General features: G+C 65.5%; 15 protein-coding genes and 1 pseudogene. 8 read left to right on the forward strand and 8 right to left on the reverse strand.

What is annotated here, in order from left to right; translation table 11 throughout:
- Positions 1 to 7 precede the first annotated feature (7 nt).
- Positions 8 to 703, reverse strand: coding sequence for a cysteine dioxygenase family protein (locus DVS29_RS07910; protein WP_118179877.1), 696 nt, complete (start codon positions 701 to 703; stop codon positions 8 to 10).
- 125 nt (positions 704 to 828) lie between these two features.
- On the opposite strand from DVS29_RS07910, the gene DVS29_RS07915 reads away from it, so the two are divergent.
- Both DVS29_RS07915 and DVS29_RS07920 read left to right on the forward strand, forming a co-directional pair.
- A complete protein-coding gene (locus DVS29_RS07915) occupies positions 829 to 1,311 on the forward strand; it encodes an Lrp/AsnC family transcriptional regulator (RefSeq protein ID WP_118179878.1) in 483 nt (160 codons plus the stop codon).
- Positions 1,312 to 1,472: 161 nt separating this feature from the next.
- Positions 1,473 to 1,679, forward strand: coding sequence for a hypothetical protein (locus DVS29_RS07920; RefSeq protein WP_118179879.1), 207 nt, complete (start codon positions 1,473 to 1,475; stop codon positions 1,677 to 1,679).
- 24 nt (positions 1,680 to 1,703) lie between these two features.
- On the opposite strand, the gene DVS29_RS07925 is transcribed toward DVS29_RS07920, so the two are convergent.
- Both DVS29_RS07925 and DVS29_RS07930 read right to left on the reverse strand, forming a co-directional pair.
- The gene (locus tag DVS29_RS07925; RefSeq protein ID WP_118179880.1) at positions 1,704 to 4,259 is read right to left on the reverse strand and encodes an FUSC family protein; all 2,556 of its coding nucleotides are present in this window, start codon (positions 4,257 to 4,259) and stop codon (positions 1,704 to 1,706) included.
- 148 nt (positions 4,260 to 4,407) lie between these two features.
- Positions 4,408 to 5,049 carry a VC0807 family protein gene (locus DVS29_RS07930; RefSeq protein WP_118179881.1) on the reverse strand — a complete coding sequence of 214 codons (642 nt, stop codon included), beginning with the start codon at positions 5,047 to 5,049 and terminating at the stop codon, positions 4,408 to 4,410.
- Positions 5,050 to 5,272: 223 nt separating this feature from the next.
- Between DVS29_RS07930 and arfB the strand changes: the two genes are divergently transcribed.
- Entirely contained in the window at positions 5,273 to 5,677 is a 405-nt protein-coding gene (arfB, locus tag DVS29_RS07935; RefSeq protein ID WP_118179922.1) for an alternative ribosome rescue aminoacyl-tRNA hydrolase ArfB, read from the forward strand.
- A 141-nt stretch (positions 5,678 to 5,818) separates the two neighbouring features.
- On the opposite strand, the gene DVS29_RS07940 is transcribed toward arfB, so the two are convergent.
- The gene (locus DVS29_RS07940; RefSeq protein WP_118179882.1) at positions 5,819 to 7,099 is read right to left on the reverse strand and encodes an EAL domain-containing protein; all 1,281 of its coding nucleotides are present in this window, start codon (positions 7,097 to 7,099) and stop codon (positions 5,819 to 5,821) included.
- Between the two features lie 457 nt (positions 7,100 to 7,556).
- On the opposite strand from DVS29_RS07940, the gene DVS29_RS07945 reads away from it, so the two are divergent.
- Complete coding sequence (locus DVS29_RS07945; RefSeq protein WP_118179883.1) at positions 7,557 to 7,859, forward strand: putative quinol monooxygenase; 303 nt, start codon at positions 7,557 to 7,559, stop codon at positions 7,857 to 7,859.
- Between the two features lie 38 nt (positions 7,860 to 7,897).
- Here DVS29_RS07945 and DVS29_RS07950 read toward each other — a convergent pair whose 3' ends face one another.
- The 3 genes from DVS29_RS07950 to DVS29_RS07960 all read right to left on the reverse strand — a co-directional run bounded on the left by DVS29_RS07950 (position 7,898) and on the right by DVS29_RS07960 (position 9,688).
- Entirely contained in the window at positions 7,898 to 8,155 is a 258-nt protein-coding gene (locus tag DVS29_RS07950; RefSeq protein WP_118179884.1) for a DNA-binding protein, read from the reverse strand.
- Between the two features lie 231 nt (positions 8,156 to 8,386).
- The gene (locus DVS29_RS07955) at positions 8,387 to 8,647 is read right to left on the reverse strand and encodes a hypothetical protein (RefSeq protein WP_118179885.1); all 261 of its coding nucleotides are present in this window, start codon (positions 8,645 to 8,647) and stop codon (positions 8,387 to 8,389) included.
- 363 nt (positions 8,648 to 9,010) lie between these two features.
- On the reverse strand, positions 9,011 to 9,688 hold the full coding sequence (locus DVS29_RS07960; protein WP_420816079.1) for a YdcF family protein: 678 nt from the start codon (positions 9,686 to 9,688) through the stop codon (positions 9,011 to 9,013).
- Positions 9,689 to 9,989: 301 nt separating this feature from the next.
- On the opposite strand from DVS29_RS07960, the gene DVS29_RS07965 reads away from it, so the two are divergent.
- On the forward strand, positions 9,990 to 10,304 hold the full coding sequence (locus DVS29_RS07965; RefSeq protein ID WP_118179886.1) for a hypothetical protein: 315 nt from the start codon (positions 9,990 to 9,992) through the stop codon (positions 10,302 to 10,304).
- 834 nt (positions 10,305 to 11,138) lie between these two features.
- Here the strand turns inward: DVS29_RS07965 and DVS29_RS07975 are convergent.
- Positions 11,139 to 11,534, reverse strand: a pseudogene (locus DVS29_RS07975) (transposase); the annotation flags it as partial.
- A 411-nt stretch (positions 11,535 to 11,945) separates the two neighbouring features.
- Between DVS29_RS07975 and DVS29_RS07980 the strand changes: the two are divergent.
- From DVS29_RS07980 to scpB, 3 genes are all read left to right on the forward strand, one after another.
- Positions 11,946 to 12,848, forward strand: a complete 903-nt coding sequence (locus DVS29_RS07980) for a LysR family transcriptional regulator (protein WP_118179888.1) — start codon at positions 11,946 to 11,948, stop codon at positions 12,846 to 12,848.
- A 108-nt stretch (positions 12,849 to 12,956) separates the two neighbouring features.
- Positions 12,957 to 14,156 (forward strand): pyridoxal phosphate-dependent aminotransferase, encoded by a 1,200-nt coding sequence (locus tag DVS29_RS07985; RefSeq protein ID WP_118179889.1) that lies wholly within the window; start codon positions 12,957 to 12,959, stop codon positions 14,154 to 14,156.
- 344 nt (positions 14,157 to 14,500) lie between these two features.
- Complete coding sequence (gene scpB, locus DVS29_RS07990) at positions 14,501 to 15,628, forward strand: SMC-Scp complex subunit ScpB (RefSeq protein WP_118179890.1); 1,128 nt, start codon at positions 14,501 to 14,503, stop codon at positions 15,626 to 15,628.
- Positions 15,629 to 15,685: the final 57 nt, after the last annotated feature.

The raw sequence follows: 15,685 nt of genomic DNA on the forward strand, positions 1-15,685 counted from the left end.
TGGCCGCTCAAGCAGCGGCGAGCGTCGCATCGGCCGGCGCCGCGACCACGTTGACGAGGTCGTTCACGTGCGTCGAGATGTGTTCGCCAGCCACGCCGTAAAGATGGATCGACACCGCAGGCGCGCCTGACGTGTTCAACAGGCGATGAATGCCCGCATGCCCGGCGCGCGTGAACGACACCGCGCCGGCCGCGCGAGGGTGCTGACGCGTTTCGCTCGCGCAGCCTTCCGCGTCATTCCACTGATAGACAGATTCGGTCAGCGTGCCGTCGAGCACCGCGTAGCCGCACCACGTGTGGTGCGCGTGCACGGGGCTCGCGTGGCCCGGCATCCAGACGAGGGCCGCGATCGCGTAGCGGCCTTGCGGGTCCGCCGCGAGCAGATGGCGCCGGTAGGTGGTGGGCGCGCCTTCGCGCTGCGCCGGAGTCAGCAGATCGGGCGTGGCGGCCGCCTCGGCGAGTGCCGCGCGCACGCGACGCGCGAAGTCCGCGTGGCGCGACGGATCGTCGCAGTCCGGGCAGACATCGAAGGCGGCATCCAGCGCGGCGCACAGCGATGCGACCGCGGCCCCCGTCGCCGTGAAGACGGGCGCCGGGGCCGGTTCGTTCGCGGAACCGGAGTCCACCGGAGGGACGAGACGGACGGCGTGTTCGACGCTGAAGCTGGACGGGCTGGAGGCAAGCTGGAAGGCGGTTTGGCTCATGTTGTTCTCATTGCAGTGACGCGATTTCGATCTGGATATTTATACCGGTTTGCGCGGAGAAAGAGTTTTCATATAATTCCCCGAGGTCACGCATAAGTAGAATAATTTTCTATACAGGTGCGACGATGGGAATGGACATCATCGATCGGAAGTTGCTGGAGCTGCTTCAGGCGGATGCGACGATGCCGGTCGCGGAACTCGCGCAACGCGTCAATCTTTCGCAGACGCCATGCTGGAAGCGGGTGCAACGGCTCAAGGAAACGGGCGTGATCCGCGCGCAGGTTGCGCTATGCGATCCGCGCAAGCTTGGCGTGGGCACCACGGTGTTCGTCGCGGTGCGCACGAACCAGCACACCGAGGCGTGGGCCGCCACGTTTACGCGCGCGGTGCAGGATATTCCGGAGGTGGTCGAGGTGTACCGGATGAGCGGCGAGACCGACTATCTGCTGCGCGTGGTGGTGTCCGATATCGACGACTACGATCGCGTCTACAAGCAACTGATCCGCTCGGTGCCGCTTTACGACGTCAGCTCCAGTTTCGCGATGGAACAGATAAAGTACTCCACCGCGCTGCCGGTGCGGCCTGCGGCGGTTGCATCGAGCGGCTGAACGTGCCGGGGGTGGCGATGTGAAGCAATAGCGTCGGGATGGACCGTTGCATGCTGCGTGGTCGGGGCATGCCCACGAGCGGCAACCGCAAGGCGTCTGCAAGTCGAATCGTCGTAGAATGCCGCTTCTCTTTCCTCGCCACCCGCAGCCGAGCACGTCACATGAACGATCCGCGCAAGAAAAAGAACCCGACTTTCTACGTCGCCGTGATGATCGTGGTCGTCGTGCTGCTCGTGATCTTCACGCTGTTCTACAACGCGATCACCGAGAAGCGCGAATATGATCGCGAGAATCCGCCGTCCAGCGCGGCGTCGGCGGCTGCGGCGGCCGTCACCGCGGCCAGCTCCGCGACGGCAGCCTCGCAATAGCGATACCGGGCGCCACAGCTCCAGCTACAGATACGCCTGCGCTTCCGGCAGCCTGATCACGCTTGCGTCCTTGCGGATCTGGAACGACGCCGCGAGCATCTGCTTGCCTTGATGCGCGAGCAGCTTCAGGTCGTGCACGGCTTCGGGCGTCTGCGCTTCGTCGCCTTCGGCATCGATCACCATGCTGTCGAGCTCCCGCACCATGTTCTTCGTGATCTCGCTCTGATCGGCAGGCGGGGCCGTGCCGCGCGCGGCTTCGGTGAGGTTGTCGCGCACCAGCGCGAGCGCGCGCTGCAGCGGCTGCGGCGAAGCGCCATCCTGATGCGCGGTGCTGCGCAATAGCGGCGCGACCGCGGTGATCTGCGACGCGAGCACGTGGCTGCGCACGAGCAGATCGTTCAGCTCCGGCACGAACTTCTGCACCGACTTCGGCTCGACCATCATCCGCTGGAACGCCTGGCCCAGATTGGCGAATGCAACGTGCACGTTCTTGCGCGCAAGGCGATAGCGGTAGTCGCGTTCCAGCGCGTTCGCGGCGGCCGCCGCGGCGGGCGTGGCGGACGATGCCGTTCGCGCGGGCGCGGTGGGGATGGCGTTGCCGCCGGACGTCGACGCGATCTGGGCGGCGCCTGGCGATGCGCGTTCATTCGGGTATTGCGGCGCGCCGGGTGCCGCATCTCCGGTGGTTCGCGATGGCCCTGACGTCATAGCCGCGATACCCGGGTCGGCCGCCGCGGCGCCCGCGAGCGCGGGCTCTTTCGCAGCCGTTGCGTCCGCACCCACGTCCGCATCGGCCATCGCGGAGCCCGCTGCGAACGCGCCGGTCTCCGTGACCGTCTCCGCGGCGATGCCGGCCGTCGCGGGCTTGCCGTGCCACCACCAGCTCGCCTCGAGGAACTGACGCATTGCGCCGATGAGGTTGTTGACGAGCTTGCCCATCAGCCGGTACTCCCAGTACGGGAACAGATGGCTCGCCGCGATCGCGATCGCGCAGCCGACGACCGTGTCGATCGCGCGCTCGCCGATGATCCTGAGGCTGCCCGGCGCGAGCAGATGGAACATCAGCAGCACGTACGACGACGTGAACACGACGCTCGCCGCATAGTTGAAGAGCAGCAGGCTGTAGCTCATCACCATCGACGCGAACATCACGACCATCAGCACATGCGGCTCCTTGATGGTCAGGATCATCGCGATGCTGGCGCCGCAGCCAATCAGCGTACCGATGATCCGCTGCGCGTTGCGCTGCTTCGTCAGCGAATAGCCGGGCTTCAGGATGATGACGCTCGTCATCACGATCCAGTACGCGTTGGTGAGCGGCAGGAGCCGTCCGAGCCAGAAGCCGACCGCGACCGCGATCGTCACGCGCAGCGCGTGACGAAAGCTCGGCGACGCCATCGTGAGGTTCGAGAAGATCTGCCGGAACGGCACCCGCCGGCTCGACACGAAGCGCGACAGCGTCTGGTCGATGCGCAGTTCGACTTCGGTTGCGGCGGTTTCGCTCGACAGGCTTTTGCGCATTCGCTCGATCAGCCGCGTTGCGCTCCAGAGCCGGCGAAACGACGCGGACACCGCCGCATACGCTTCGGGGTTCTTCTTCGGCAGATCGTGCTTGCGCATCAGCTCGATCTCATATTCGATCGCGCGCAGCTCGGCCTTCGTGCTGATGCGCGCGCGCGGCGGCTGGTTCTGCAGCACCGCGAGGCCGATGTCCTCGAGATCCGCCGCGGCCTTGCGGATCAGGTCGCGACAGAACAGCATCAGGTCGGAGCCGCCGAACGCGCTGCGCACGAGCGGATAGTCGACGTGCGCGCCGACGAACAGTTCGTGCAGGTCGACCGTGTTGATGAAGAGGTTGTACAGCATCGTGCGGCGTGGTTCGAGCTTGCCGCTCTTCAGCTTCGGCAGGTTGCGCAGCACGATGTCGCGCGCTGCGTCCTGGCGCTCGACCGCCGCGATCTGCGCGGCCACGAGATTGCGATAGCACTCGTCGAGGTCGGAGTCGATGTCGTAGAACTGCGCGCGCGCGAGCAGATAGTCGGCGCACGCGAACGCGCTTTCCGCGAGCGTCTGCTGCTCGATCCGGTGGATCTGCCAGCGGCTCACGAAGGTGGCCCAGTACGTGTACCAGAGACCGCCCGCGAGGATCCATGCCGCGTTCACGAGCGCCTGCATCGGCGTGAAGCGGTCTTCGAGCGTCATGATCATCATGAACAGCGTCGCGAAGCTGATCTGCGGCCAGCGGTTGCCGTACATGACGATCAGCGACAGCACGAACGTGAGCGGCACGACCGTGCACCACAGCGCAACCGGATTGACCGTGGCGAGACCGGTGGCGAGCGCCGACAGGAAGCCGATCACGCTGCACGCCAGCATTTCGTTGTGCTTGTACTTGAGCGGCCCTGGCATGTCGACGACGCATGCGCCGAGCGCGCCGGTTGCGATCGTGAAGCCGAGATCGCGGTCGTGAAACACGACGAGGCACAGGATGGCCGGCAGCGATATGCCCACTGCTATCCGCAGGCCGCCGTAGAAGTACTGGCTGTAAAGGAACTTCTTGATTTCGATCGAATAGCGCATCGACAGTCAGAACGTGACAGCTTGTAAGAACGGCGGAACCGATGAGTCGGCTCGACTCGGTGCCGACGAGTCTAACTGATTTTCCGTGCGTTCAGACCTCGTCCGTTCGGCCGGCTTTCGCCGGCCCGGACGCGCTGCTATCGTGCTGCTATCGAGCGGGTTCGCGTTGATTGCGGATCGTGTCGACGCGGGCGTGCATCGTCTTGCGGTAGAGAAACGTCCACAGCGTGAGGGCGCCGTACACGCCATAGCCGATGAACGGCGACACCACGAGAAAGCGCTCGATCGGCCAGGTCCACGCCATCCATGCGCGCAGTGCCGTTTCGCCGGTGAGCCCGAGGCCCCAGATCGCGGTCATCGTCCGGAATGCCGCGGCGAGCGCGGGTCTTTCGCGGTAGAGACGCTCGATGCGCTCGGCGCCGTCGGCGGCTTCGCGTGCAACCGTGGCGCGCGCGAGCCAGAAGATCAGCGGGCGTCGGGTTGCGAGCGACGCGAGGAACACCACGCCGACCGCGCCGGACACGAGCGATTCCCGCATCAGCAGCATGCGGGGGCTGCCGCCCAGCGCCATCGCGCCAACCGATAACGCGATGCCCGCCACGACCATCACGCTGAGCGCATCGATGCGGCGCGTGCGCGCGAGTTCGATCGCGCTCCAGACGATCGGCGGCGCCGCGGAAGCGATCAGGCCGCCGGTATCGCCGAAGTACGGCGCGGCGAGCCGGTAGACGAGCCACGGCAGCAGCAGGTTGAAGACGAGTTCGAGCGCGAATGCGGGACGCAGTTTCATGCCGGGCCGGTGAATGGAAAAGCGTGGAAAGAGCGCAGTATGGACGCGCGACAGGGCTTCGCGCAAACGCGATGCGACGAAGCGCCGGAAACCAGACGTGAACTGCGGCTTGCGTGCGCGGACGTCGATGCTCGAGCCCGCGCACGCTCCATTGACGGAAAGCGCGACAGCGCGGATCCCCGCGCTGTGTCACACTTGCACGCCACCCATCCCGCTGACGATCATGACCTCCCGCTATCCGATTCCGCCGAACGAAATCGAGCTGACCGCCGTCCGGGCGCAGGGCGCGGGCGGGCAGAACGTCAACAAGGTGTCGAGCGCGATCCATCTGCGCTTCGATGTGCGTGCGTCGTCGCTGCCCGACGTGCTCAAGATGCGACTGCTCGCGCTGTCGGATCATCGGCTGACACGCGACGGCGTCGTCGTGATCAAGGCGCAGGAGCATCGCACCCAGGAAATGAACCGGGCGGCTGCCATTGCGCGGCTCGACGAACTGATCGACAGTGTGAGCGTCACGCGGAAAGCGCGCGTGGCGACACGTCCCACGCGCGCATCGAAGCTGCGGCGGCTCGATGCGAAATCGCGGCGCGGCGATGTGAAGGAAGGCAGGCGGCGGGTGGAAGATTAGGCGGGGTTACGCGGATTTTCGCGCTCGAAACAAGATTTCGCCAATTCAGTCTGATTATTAAGGATAACGATGCAGATCTACATGATCGATCACCGCGCGCGATCGATCATGCGATAGCGCAGCCTGCGCCGCAAGCCAAATTCAACGCGGTCCGCTCTTTGCCGGGTCCGGCATGAACTCGGCGCAGAACACGTAGCGTTCGCCATCGCGCTCCACGGCGACGGCCGCCGTATAGCAGCCGTCGCCGTCGGTCAGCGAATAGTGCGGGCCCATCATCGCGACGCGACCCGGCGCCGCGAGCGCGTGCTTGAAGTAGGTGCGCCGCGACCAGTTGCTGTGCGAGTCCGGATAGAGCGGCGCGAGGCGCGGCGATGGCGGCCCGACCCACGGCGCGGCGAGCGACGGCAAGGTCTGTTCGCCGTGGCTGTTCGTCACGAACACGCGTCGCGCATCGCCGATCTGGAACACCGGCTCGGCCGCGAGCGCGAGGTCGCCGGTCGCGGCGAACACCTGCGCGCCAGCCAGCGCGGCCTCGGCGAGCGGAGCGAAGCCCGGCCGATGCGTGCGGGCATGGGTGCGCTGATAGTCCGCGAACTTTTCCCACATCGAATGAATGAGCTCGGGGATCGGCGCCGCGGCCGCCTCGACGGAAGACTGCGGCTTGCCGAGCCAGAAGCCCTGCACGAAGTCCACATCGGCCTGCATCAGCACCATCATCTCTTCGTCGGTTTCGACGCCTTCGGCCAGCACCATCGTGCCCGCTTCGTGCAGCATGCCGACGAGGTGGCCGAAGAGCGCTTCGTCGTTTGCGTTGCTCGCCGCGCGCGCCACCAGCGAGCGGTCGATCTTCACGATGTCGGGCCGGAAACGCCAGACCCGGTCGAAGTTCGAGAGACCGGTTCCAAAGTCGTCGATCGCGATCAGAAAGTCGCGCGGCTCGGTGGTGGCGAGCATCGTCGCGACGGCGAGTTCGTCGTCGGCCGGCTGCTCGAGCACTTCGATCACGATGCGCTCATGCGCAAGGCCGAAGTGCGCGGACAGTTCGTCGATGAAGCTGCGGTTCGGCCAGCCGGTCTCGAACACCTGCGGGCGCGCATTGAGAAAGAGCCATGACGTGTCGACGTGCTGGTCGACGAAGTTCGCGACGTGCAGACAACGCGCGAGGCGATCGAGCGCGCGCGCATCCACCGACGATTGCGCGGCGCCGAAGAGCGCATCGGGCGACACCGGCACGCCGGTCGAGTCGTGCGCTCGCAGCAACGCTTCATAGCCGACCACGCGCTGATGCGTGATCGACAGCACCGGCTGGAAAGCGCTATGCATCGTGATTGCACGCCAGTTCGCGGACCAGCCGCAGGCATCGCGAACGAGGTGCGCGAGGAGGCCGGGTAGCGTCAGCGTCAATTCGTCGACGATCGACATGGCGGCGGCGACAGTGGCGGGGCAGCGCGTGATGCGCGGGCAGCTGGCGCGCGTGGCAGCGGTAGCGCGATGGCTGGACAGGGGGCGCCGTGCATATCGCGAATTCCGGCGAGGCCCGGTACGCGCGATTCATCGGCAGATTGTTCTTGAATCGAGTCTAGCAGTTCGCGCAAGGTATGAATGTACGGGTTATCACAGACGGCGCGCGTTTGCAGCGCGCCATCGCGGTGCGGGCCGTGCAGCGAAGCGTACCGGCTTGCGCCGCCCCCGTGCATGCGGCGGGCGCGTTGAACGTCAGTTCATTTGAACGCGCAACAATCACGCCATCGAACCACGTCCGCGGCCGTTGCCCGCTTGCCAATTCTTTCCCGCTTCGCGTTGGCTGTTCGGCCAGGCGTTGCGTTCGCGGCTTCGCAGGTATGCTGCGAATTCGCGTTTCGATTCGAGGAGAAGCTGTATGTCGGAGGTCGCGTCGGAAGTTGCCGTGGTCGCCATCTCGGTGGCAAAGCCTGGACACGAGGAAGCATTGCGCGAGGCACTGGAAGGGATTGTCGAACCCACCCGTAACGAGGCGGGCGCATTGCAGTACGACCTGCATCGCGATCTGCGCGAGCCGCGCCGCTTCGTATTCGTCGAACGCTGGGAAAGCGAGGAGGCGCTGGCGGTGCATGCGAAGTCGGCGCATATCGCGGCGTATCGGGAGCAGGTGGCCGACTGGATCGAGCACGGCGAGATTCGCGTGCTGACGAAGCTGAAGTAAGGCGTGGCCTTTGCAGGCAGGTGCGGCTGGTGCGGCGTTCAGTGCGTTTCGTGCGGCACGTCGAGAATCAGGATGATGGTCCAGTCCGCGTCGCCTTCGTGGTGGTACTGCCGCTCCGCGACGATGAACGGTTGCTGCTTGCCGGCCGGCCCGAGGAACAGCACATCGCCTTCCATCGGCAGGCATTCGACGGGCGGCAGCGCGAGATAGGCGTCCTGGTTGCCACGCGGCATCAGTTTCTCGATCTTGCGTGATGCTGCTTCCGTCCACTCGATGTCAAGCTGGATGTTGCTCATGCTGTCCTCCGCACCCTGGGGCGCACGTTAGGGGTGATTCGATCGCGGTGCGCGACTTTAGCATACCGTCGTCGCTTCGTTCGAAGCATAGGCCGTACGTGCGTCGCGCGTCATGGAGCGATGAACGCGCGCGCAGCCGCGCCAAACGAAACACCCTGCCGGCGCAATGCGCGGGCAGGGTGTTTTGTGACAAGCCGGGCGATGATGCGGCCGCGGCAGTAACGCCGCGGCTTACTGGCTCGCTGCGTCGGCCGGGGCCGCCTTCTTCATCATCTTGTGGGCCTTGTGCTTCATCGGGTGATGCTCGTGATGCTGCATCGGCATGTTCTCCATCGACGACTGCTGCGACTGGAGAGCCTGGGCGCGCTGTTCGACATCGGCCGCCTTGGCGGGATCGGTGCTCATCGTGACGCCGCCTTCGTCGGTTTGGGCATAGGCCGCGCCGGTCAGAGCCGTGAGCGAAACCAGAAGTGCCAGGGACGCTTTCTTCATTGCTGCCTCCGTAGAGTGGTTAATGGACCCGAGGACCCGAGTCTTGCCGGTCCAACTGTGAAGACACTGCATTCTAGCCAGCAATATCTGCTCCAGTCGTTTGTTCGTAACAGCTTTCACATATGGTTACATTCTGTTACGTTCCGCGAATCGCGCGCCAGACGGGCATGGTCAGGCTTTTCGCTGCACGCTGAGGAAAATGCAAGGCGTGTTTTACCGTTTCCTGATGACATTTTCCGGTTATCGGCCGTGTTTTGAATCTTCTCGAATGCACACATTTTGAAAAACGGTGACGCCGGACGATGGTAGCGGTCCCGCACTGCGTTGAACAGGATTGCTACGGTTTTTGCGCGATGCATGACATCAGAACCACCCGAGCATCCGGTACACGCGAAACTGCGCGAGTCCGACGAGCTCATGCAGTGAGATTTCGGCATCCTCCAGATTCGCGACGCGCGGCAGGATGCCCGGCTCGGCATGACGGTAATTGGAGACGACGGGTTGGGGGTGGATGCCGAAGCGGTCGAAGTCGAGCAGCGCGCGCCGCATGTGGTACGCCGACGTGACGAGGATCACCTCGTCGTCATGGCGCGCGCCGAGAATCGCGGCGACGTTGTGACCGTTTTCATAGGTGGTGAGCGCACGGTTGTCGAGCACGATGTCGCTGCGTGGCACGCCGCGCCGCAGCAGCCAGGGCAGGTAGTTGTCGGCTTCGGTCGCTTCGTGATGCTGCGGATTGCCGCCCGTCACGATCACCGTGCACACGCCGCCCATCCTGCGGCATGACGCGTACAGGTCGGCGACGGTCGCAATGCGGACCAGCGGATCGGGCTTCGGAACGAGCCGGCCTTCGTCGTCGTAACGGGTACCGCCGCCGAGCAGCACGATCGCGGCATGCGTGCCGAACGCCGGGTCCACGACCGAGCGGGCGCCGTGCTGTGCCATGGCCAGCAAGGGGATCGTCAGCCACCCCGAGGCGAGCAGCCAGAACAGGATTGCGACGCCTAGCGCGATGGTGGTCCGCGCTTCACGCCACAGCAAGAAAGCTGCAAAAAAAAGCAGCAATAAAGTGAATAGAACCAATTTAAATGCGGTAACGTATGGAATTCGGGATAGTTCACATGACACGTCACACCGTTAGCGGTGCTACCGTGGCGTGTGGACAGAACGCTACCACGGGCGTTCGTACGGGGGCCGGAAGATGAGCTGATGCGGGTCGAGCGTGCGGCAGCGAGTTTTTGCCGCATTCACCTGGGTCTGTCACGCAAGCCGTGCATGATGTGTGGCGCGAGCCTGTGTCGCGCGAGAATGTGTCACGGCTACACTTTAAGAAAGAAGTGAGATGACCACGTATTCCAACGAAGCGGTATTTGAAGCACTGCGGCGGGCCCAATACCGCCAGGTGCCATGGGCGAAGCGTCCTGGCGTGTTCGAATATCTGCGGGCACTTGGCCTGATGGAGACGGTGCGACAGCGTACCGTTGCGCCGGCGCCGGGATTTCATGCCCCTGTCGATATTGCGGTGCTCACCGAACGCGGTCGCGCCGAGTTCACGCGGCTCGCTCGCGACGAGCGCTCCCTCGGCTGGGAAGCGCTGCGGATGAACGATTACGTTGCAGCGGAAACCGGCGCGGCAGCGCTCGAAGCCCGAACCTGATCCGCCGTCGCCCAGCGCCGTTCTCACACCTCTCGCGCAGTGAGGTGAGGGGCGATGCGCGAAAAATCCCGTAAGCATTTTCCGGACGCACTCGACGCGGACAAAACCGCGGGCGAAAAAAAGCCCGTATCGCAAGGATACGGGCGTACCGGATTACTGCTGCCACGCTGTGCTTATGGCAACGGTTGAGACTGACATCATCGCGCGTGGTTCCCGGGTCGATGGTTTACGCGGACGCCTGACATGGCCGGCTTCCCATCGAACCCGACGAAGCTAGTGCCCGCGCGGCGCGGGATCGTTGCGCGAAGGCTCAGACAGGCCTCTCGCATTGCTCGCGATATCTCCCCGCAGGTTGCCCCGCGGCGCCGGCGGCTGGAAAGGCTGCGCACGCGCTGCGTTCGCCCTTGCCGGCTGCGCAGCCGTGGGCACGGGTAGACGAGGGTGAGGATTGAGGTGAGGTTTGTTCTGCTGGGCGACTGCCATCAGTGCAATCGACGAAACCAGAATGCCGCCCAGGAGCATCGACATCGGTTTCATAGGGGCTCCCGTCAAGCCAGGCTGATCGGGCTTGTTCGCATAGTCGAACGTTACGCTGCACCGCGAAAGGGCGCTGTAAATAAAGGTATCGAGATGTTTCGCAAGCGCTGACGAGCGTGAGCGCGCGTGAGGCATCGGGCACCCTGCGCAGTCGGTCCCGGCATACCGGGTTTGTGTGCGGCGCTGCAGCGAAGGTTGCGATGGGGACGACTCGACGGTCCGTGCGTGCTGCGGACCCGGGATGCGCATCGGGCGCCGCGAGGGCGCCCGATTGCGAGGGATGCTGAGGGACGGTCAGGCCATCTTGACCGGCGCGCGCCAGGACTCCGGATTGGTCCAGAACGCGCCGCGCAGGCGGTCACGGCTCGGCGGCGCGGGCGGCTTCGCCGCAGTGGCGCCGATGCGGCCGCGCAGCGAGATCTGGCGTCCGCTGGAACTCAGTCGCTTCACGATTTCGGCGAGCGTGCCGTCGGCCTGCCACTCGTCGAAGCGGCGGCGGCACGTCGGCGGCGACGGGTAGCGGCCGGGCAGCTTGGACCAGCCTTCGCCCGTCGACAGGACCCACAGCACCGCATTGACAACTGCGCGCGCTTCCACGCGAGGCCGGCCGCGTCGTTCGCTGCGCGCGGGTTCCGCGCAGAACAACGCTTCGACCAGCGCCCACTCGTTATCTCTCAAATCGTCGAACAGCATCATGTTTCACCTCAGCGAAGCTAACTCCGGTGCGCTGCCCCGCGCCGCGCACTCTTCATGCATTCGGTTTCGCGAATGCCAGGCGGGTCGGGCGTGCCGTGGCGGACGGTATGCAGTGAATCCGCGCGGTGCCGACCCAGTGCACTCCGTAATGCAGGAAGTATGCCAATCTGACAACCAGCTTCCTGAGCCCCGTGCCAGCAGGCACACACGGGCGTCAACCAGGCCCGTATAAGAATCCAAATCCCCCCGTCAGCAAATCGGGACAATCACCAATCTTGTGCAGTGAGGCCCGCCTGGCGTGCTTTTTGGGCCAATCGACCGCACCGTGGCGAAACAATCGCAGCGTCCGGTGATAACCTGCTGGAGGTAGAAAAACCGATCAAATCCATCGATTGATGAGAGAACGAGATGAATGTGACGCTGCGCCAGTTGCGGGTGTTTATCGAGGTCGCGCGTCAGCAGAGCTTCAGCCGGGCGGGCGACGAAATAGGACTCACGCAGTCTGCGGTGAGCCGCTGCGTGCGCGAACTGGAGGGGGAGATCGGCCTGAAGCTGATCGACCGGACGACCCGCGAAGTCCAGCTGACGGACGTCGGCGCGAATCTTGTCGCGAGCGTGTCGCGCCTGCTCGGGGACCTCGACGACGCGCTGCGCGAGATTCGCGAGATCGGCGAGCAGCGGCGCGGGCGGGTGATCGTCGCGGCGAGCCCGACGGTCGCATGCCGGCTGATGCCGCAGGTCGTCGCGCAGTGCGGCGAGCGCTTTCCGTACGTGACGCTGGGCCTGCGCGATGACGTGCAGAGCGACGTGATCCGCCAGGTGAAGTCCGGCGAAGCGGATTTCGGCGTGGTGATCGGCACGCAGCCGGGCGACGACCTGATCAGCGAGCCGCTGATGACGGACTCGTTCTGCGTGGTCGCGCGCAGCGACGATCCGCTTGCGCGGCAGAAGGAGGTCGCGTGGACGGACCTCGAAGGCCGCCAGCTTGTGATGCTCGACTACGCGTCCGGCAGCCGGCCCATCATCGACGCGGCGATGCAGGCGCAACGGGTGAGCGCGACCGTCGCGCAGGAGCTCGGCCATCCGGCGACCGTCTTCGGGCTCGTCGAGGCGCGCGTCGGCATCAGCGTGCTGCCGTGGCTCGCGCTGCCGCTGCCCGCGGGCGCGGCGCTCGTGGCGCGCCCGCTCGTGCCGCGCGCGGAGCGCAGCGTCGAGCTGGTGCGGCGGCGCGACCGGTCGCTGTCGCCGGCGGCCCAGGCGGTGTGGGAGCTCGTGCGGGAGCTGCCGGCGCGGGCGGAGGATCTGCGGTAGCGGGTGGCGGGCGATGCGCGTCGCGACGCGCTTGAAGCCGCTGGCAGGCTAAACTGTCGGCCACTTTCTTTGACCCTTTGGTGTTGGTTTTCAGTCGTGGATGCCTCGATGAACGATCCGGTCCTGCTTCGTCCCTCCGTACCGAACGCGCGCGATGCCGTGCGCGCGCTACGGCCGTCCCTGATCCGCGAAGTCGCGAACGCCGGCTTCGGCGTGCCGGACGTGCTGCCGTTCTGGTTCGGCGAATCCGACCGGGTGACGCCGGCGTTCATCCGCGACGCCGCGGCGAAGGCGCTGGCCTCGGGCGAGACGTTCTATACCCACAACCTCGGCATCGCGCCGCTGCGCGAAGCGCTCGCGCGTTACGTGAGCGCGCTGCACGGCGAGACGTCGGCCGCGCACGTCGCCGTCACGAGCGCGGGCGTCAACGCGCTGATGCTGGCGGCGCAACTCGTCGTCGGCGCGGGAGACCGCGTCGTGGCCGTCACGCCGTTGTGGCCGAATCTCGTCGAAATTCCGAAAATTCTCGGCGCGCAGGTGGAAACGGTCGCGCTGTCGTACGGCGCGCGCGGCTGGACGCTCGATCTCGACCGGCTGCTGGCCGCGTTGACGCCGGATACGCGTCTGTTGATGCTCAATTCGCCGAACAACCCGACCGGCTGGGTGATGAGCTGCGACGAGCAGCGCGCCGTGCTCGACCACTGTCGCCGTCACGGCATCTGGATCGTCGCGGACGAGGTGTACGAGCGTCTGTACTACGCGGATGGCTCGGGTTGCGCGCCGTCGTTCCTCGATCTGGCCGCGCGCGACGAACGCGTGATCTGCGTGAATTCGTTCTCGAAGGCCTGGCTGATGACCGGGTGGCGGCTCGGCTGGATCGTCGCGCCGCCCGCGTTGATGGACGATCTCGGCAAGTTGATCGAGTACAACACGTCGTGTTCGCCGTCGTTCGTGCAGCAGGCGGGGATCGTCGCGATCGAGGACGGCGCGCGTTTCACGCAGGAACTGGTGACCGACCTGCGGCGCTCGCGCGATCACCTTGTCGCAGCGCTGGCCGCAGTTCCCGGCGTCGACGTGAAGCCGCCGGCCGGCGCGATGTACCTGTTCTTCTCGCTACCGGGCGCGACGGACAGCCTCGCGCTGTGCAAGTCGCTCGTGCGTGACGCCGGTCTCGGGCTGGCGCCCGGCGCGGCGTTCGGCCCCGAAGGCGAGGGCTTCGTGCGCTGGTGCTACGCGTGCGATCCGGCCCGGCTCGACGCGGGCGTCGCGCGGCTTGTCCGGTTCCTGGAGGCGCGCAGCCGGGGGTGACGGCGCCGGTGTCGTGGCCCCGTCTTTGGCCGGCTTTGCGGCGGTGATCTTTCGGCGCCGACTTTACGCACCGGATGTTTTTGCGTAAGATGGCGTTCAGTCAAGCGGTTCCCACGCGGAATGTCGCTGCTCCGTCCGGCTGGCAGGGCTCAGGTTCGTTACATCGGCTCACGGTTCGATCCGATTGTCCGATATGCCTGTTTCGCCGCCCCCGGCGCGTGCTCCCATCAATATGACCGATCAGAATCGGGCGAGCGCGTCTTCAGTTCCAAATCGTCTGTTTCGCGTCTGTTTCGTCCGTTCAATCCGGTTCTTTGACCACAACTTAGCTCTGACTCGGCTGCATGAATACTCAAGAGGCGAAGATCGTCCTCGAGACTGCCTTGATCTGCGCGCAGGAGCCATTGAAGCTCGTCGACCTGCGCAAGCTCTTCGCCGACAGCGTGTCGGCTGACACGGTCCGAACGTTGCTGGAAAACCTGAGGCAGGAGTGGTCGGGCCGTGGCGTGGAGCTGGTCGGACTGGCGTCGGGCTGGCGTTTCCAGAGCAAGCCGGCAATGCGGACGTACCTCGACCGGCTGCATCCGGAAAAGCCGCCGAAGTATTCGCGCGCGGTGCTCGAAACGCTCGCGATCATCGCGTACCGGCAGCCGGTGACGCGCGGCGATATCGAAGAGATTCGCGGCGTAACGGTCAACACGCAGGTGGTGAAGCAGCTCGAGGATCGCGGCTGGATCGAGGTGATCGGTCATCGCGACGTGCCGGGACGCCCGGCGCTGTATGCGACGACGAAGCAGTTTCTCGACGATCTCGGTCTGAAGGCGCTCGATGAGTTGCCGCCGCTTGACGATCCGTCCGCGCAGCTGAATGCCGAGTTGCTCGGCCAGCATTCGATCGAGTTTGCGGAAGTCGAAGCGGTGCTGCAGGCGCAGGCCGAGGGTGAAGCGGCGCAGGCTGAAGGCGGCGCGGCGGGTCCGGAAGCGGGTGGCGAATCTGCGGAGTCCGTCGCAGGCCATGTCGATGCACCGGTTGCAGATGAGTCGACAGCGGTCGTGCGCGAGGCCGAGGCGCGTGAAGCAGTCGCAGCGCACGAAGAAGCAACGGACGAAGAAGCAACCGGCGAGGCCGCGGCGATCGAACCAGCGGAGCCCGGCGCGGCAGCGGAAGGCGCAGCGGAACAGCCGCAGCAGCCGGACCTGCACGTCGAGGCCGAAGCATCCGCCACGACCGGCGACACGAAAGAAGCAGTAGAACACGCAGCACCCGAAGAACATCCGGCGCACGCCGATCGGACCGCCCAGGTCGATCCGGCGTCGCCCGAAGCGACGGCCGGCGGGCTTCGTGGCACGAGCCATGCGCACGACGCCGAACCGGCGCGTGATGCCGCTCATCACGATAGCGAAGATGCCCGCGAAGCGGCGCAAGACGAAGGCGAACTGACCGACGACGAAGCCGCGTCGCGCAGTGCCTGACCGACATAGACGTAAAGACTTTTGGCCGCGCCCGCAATGGGCGCGCGCGACCTGACA

Origin of the sequence: Paraburkholderia phosphatilytica (assembly GCF_003443895.1) — a bacterium.
GTDB lineage: Bacteria > Pseudomonadota > Gammaproteobacteria > Burkholderiales > Burkholderiaceae > Paraburkholderia > Paraburkholderia phosphatilytica.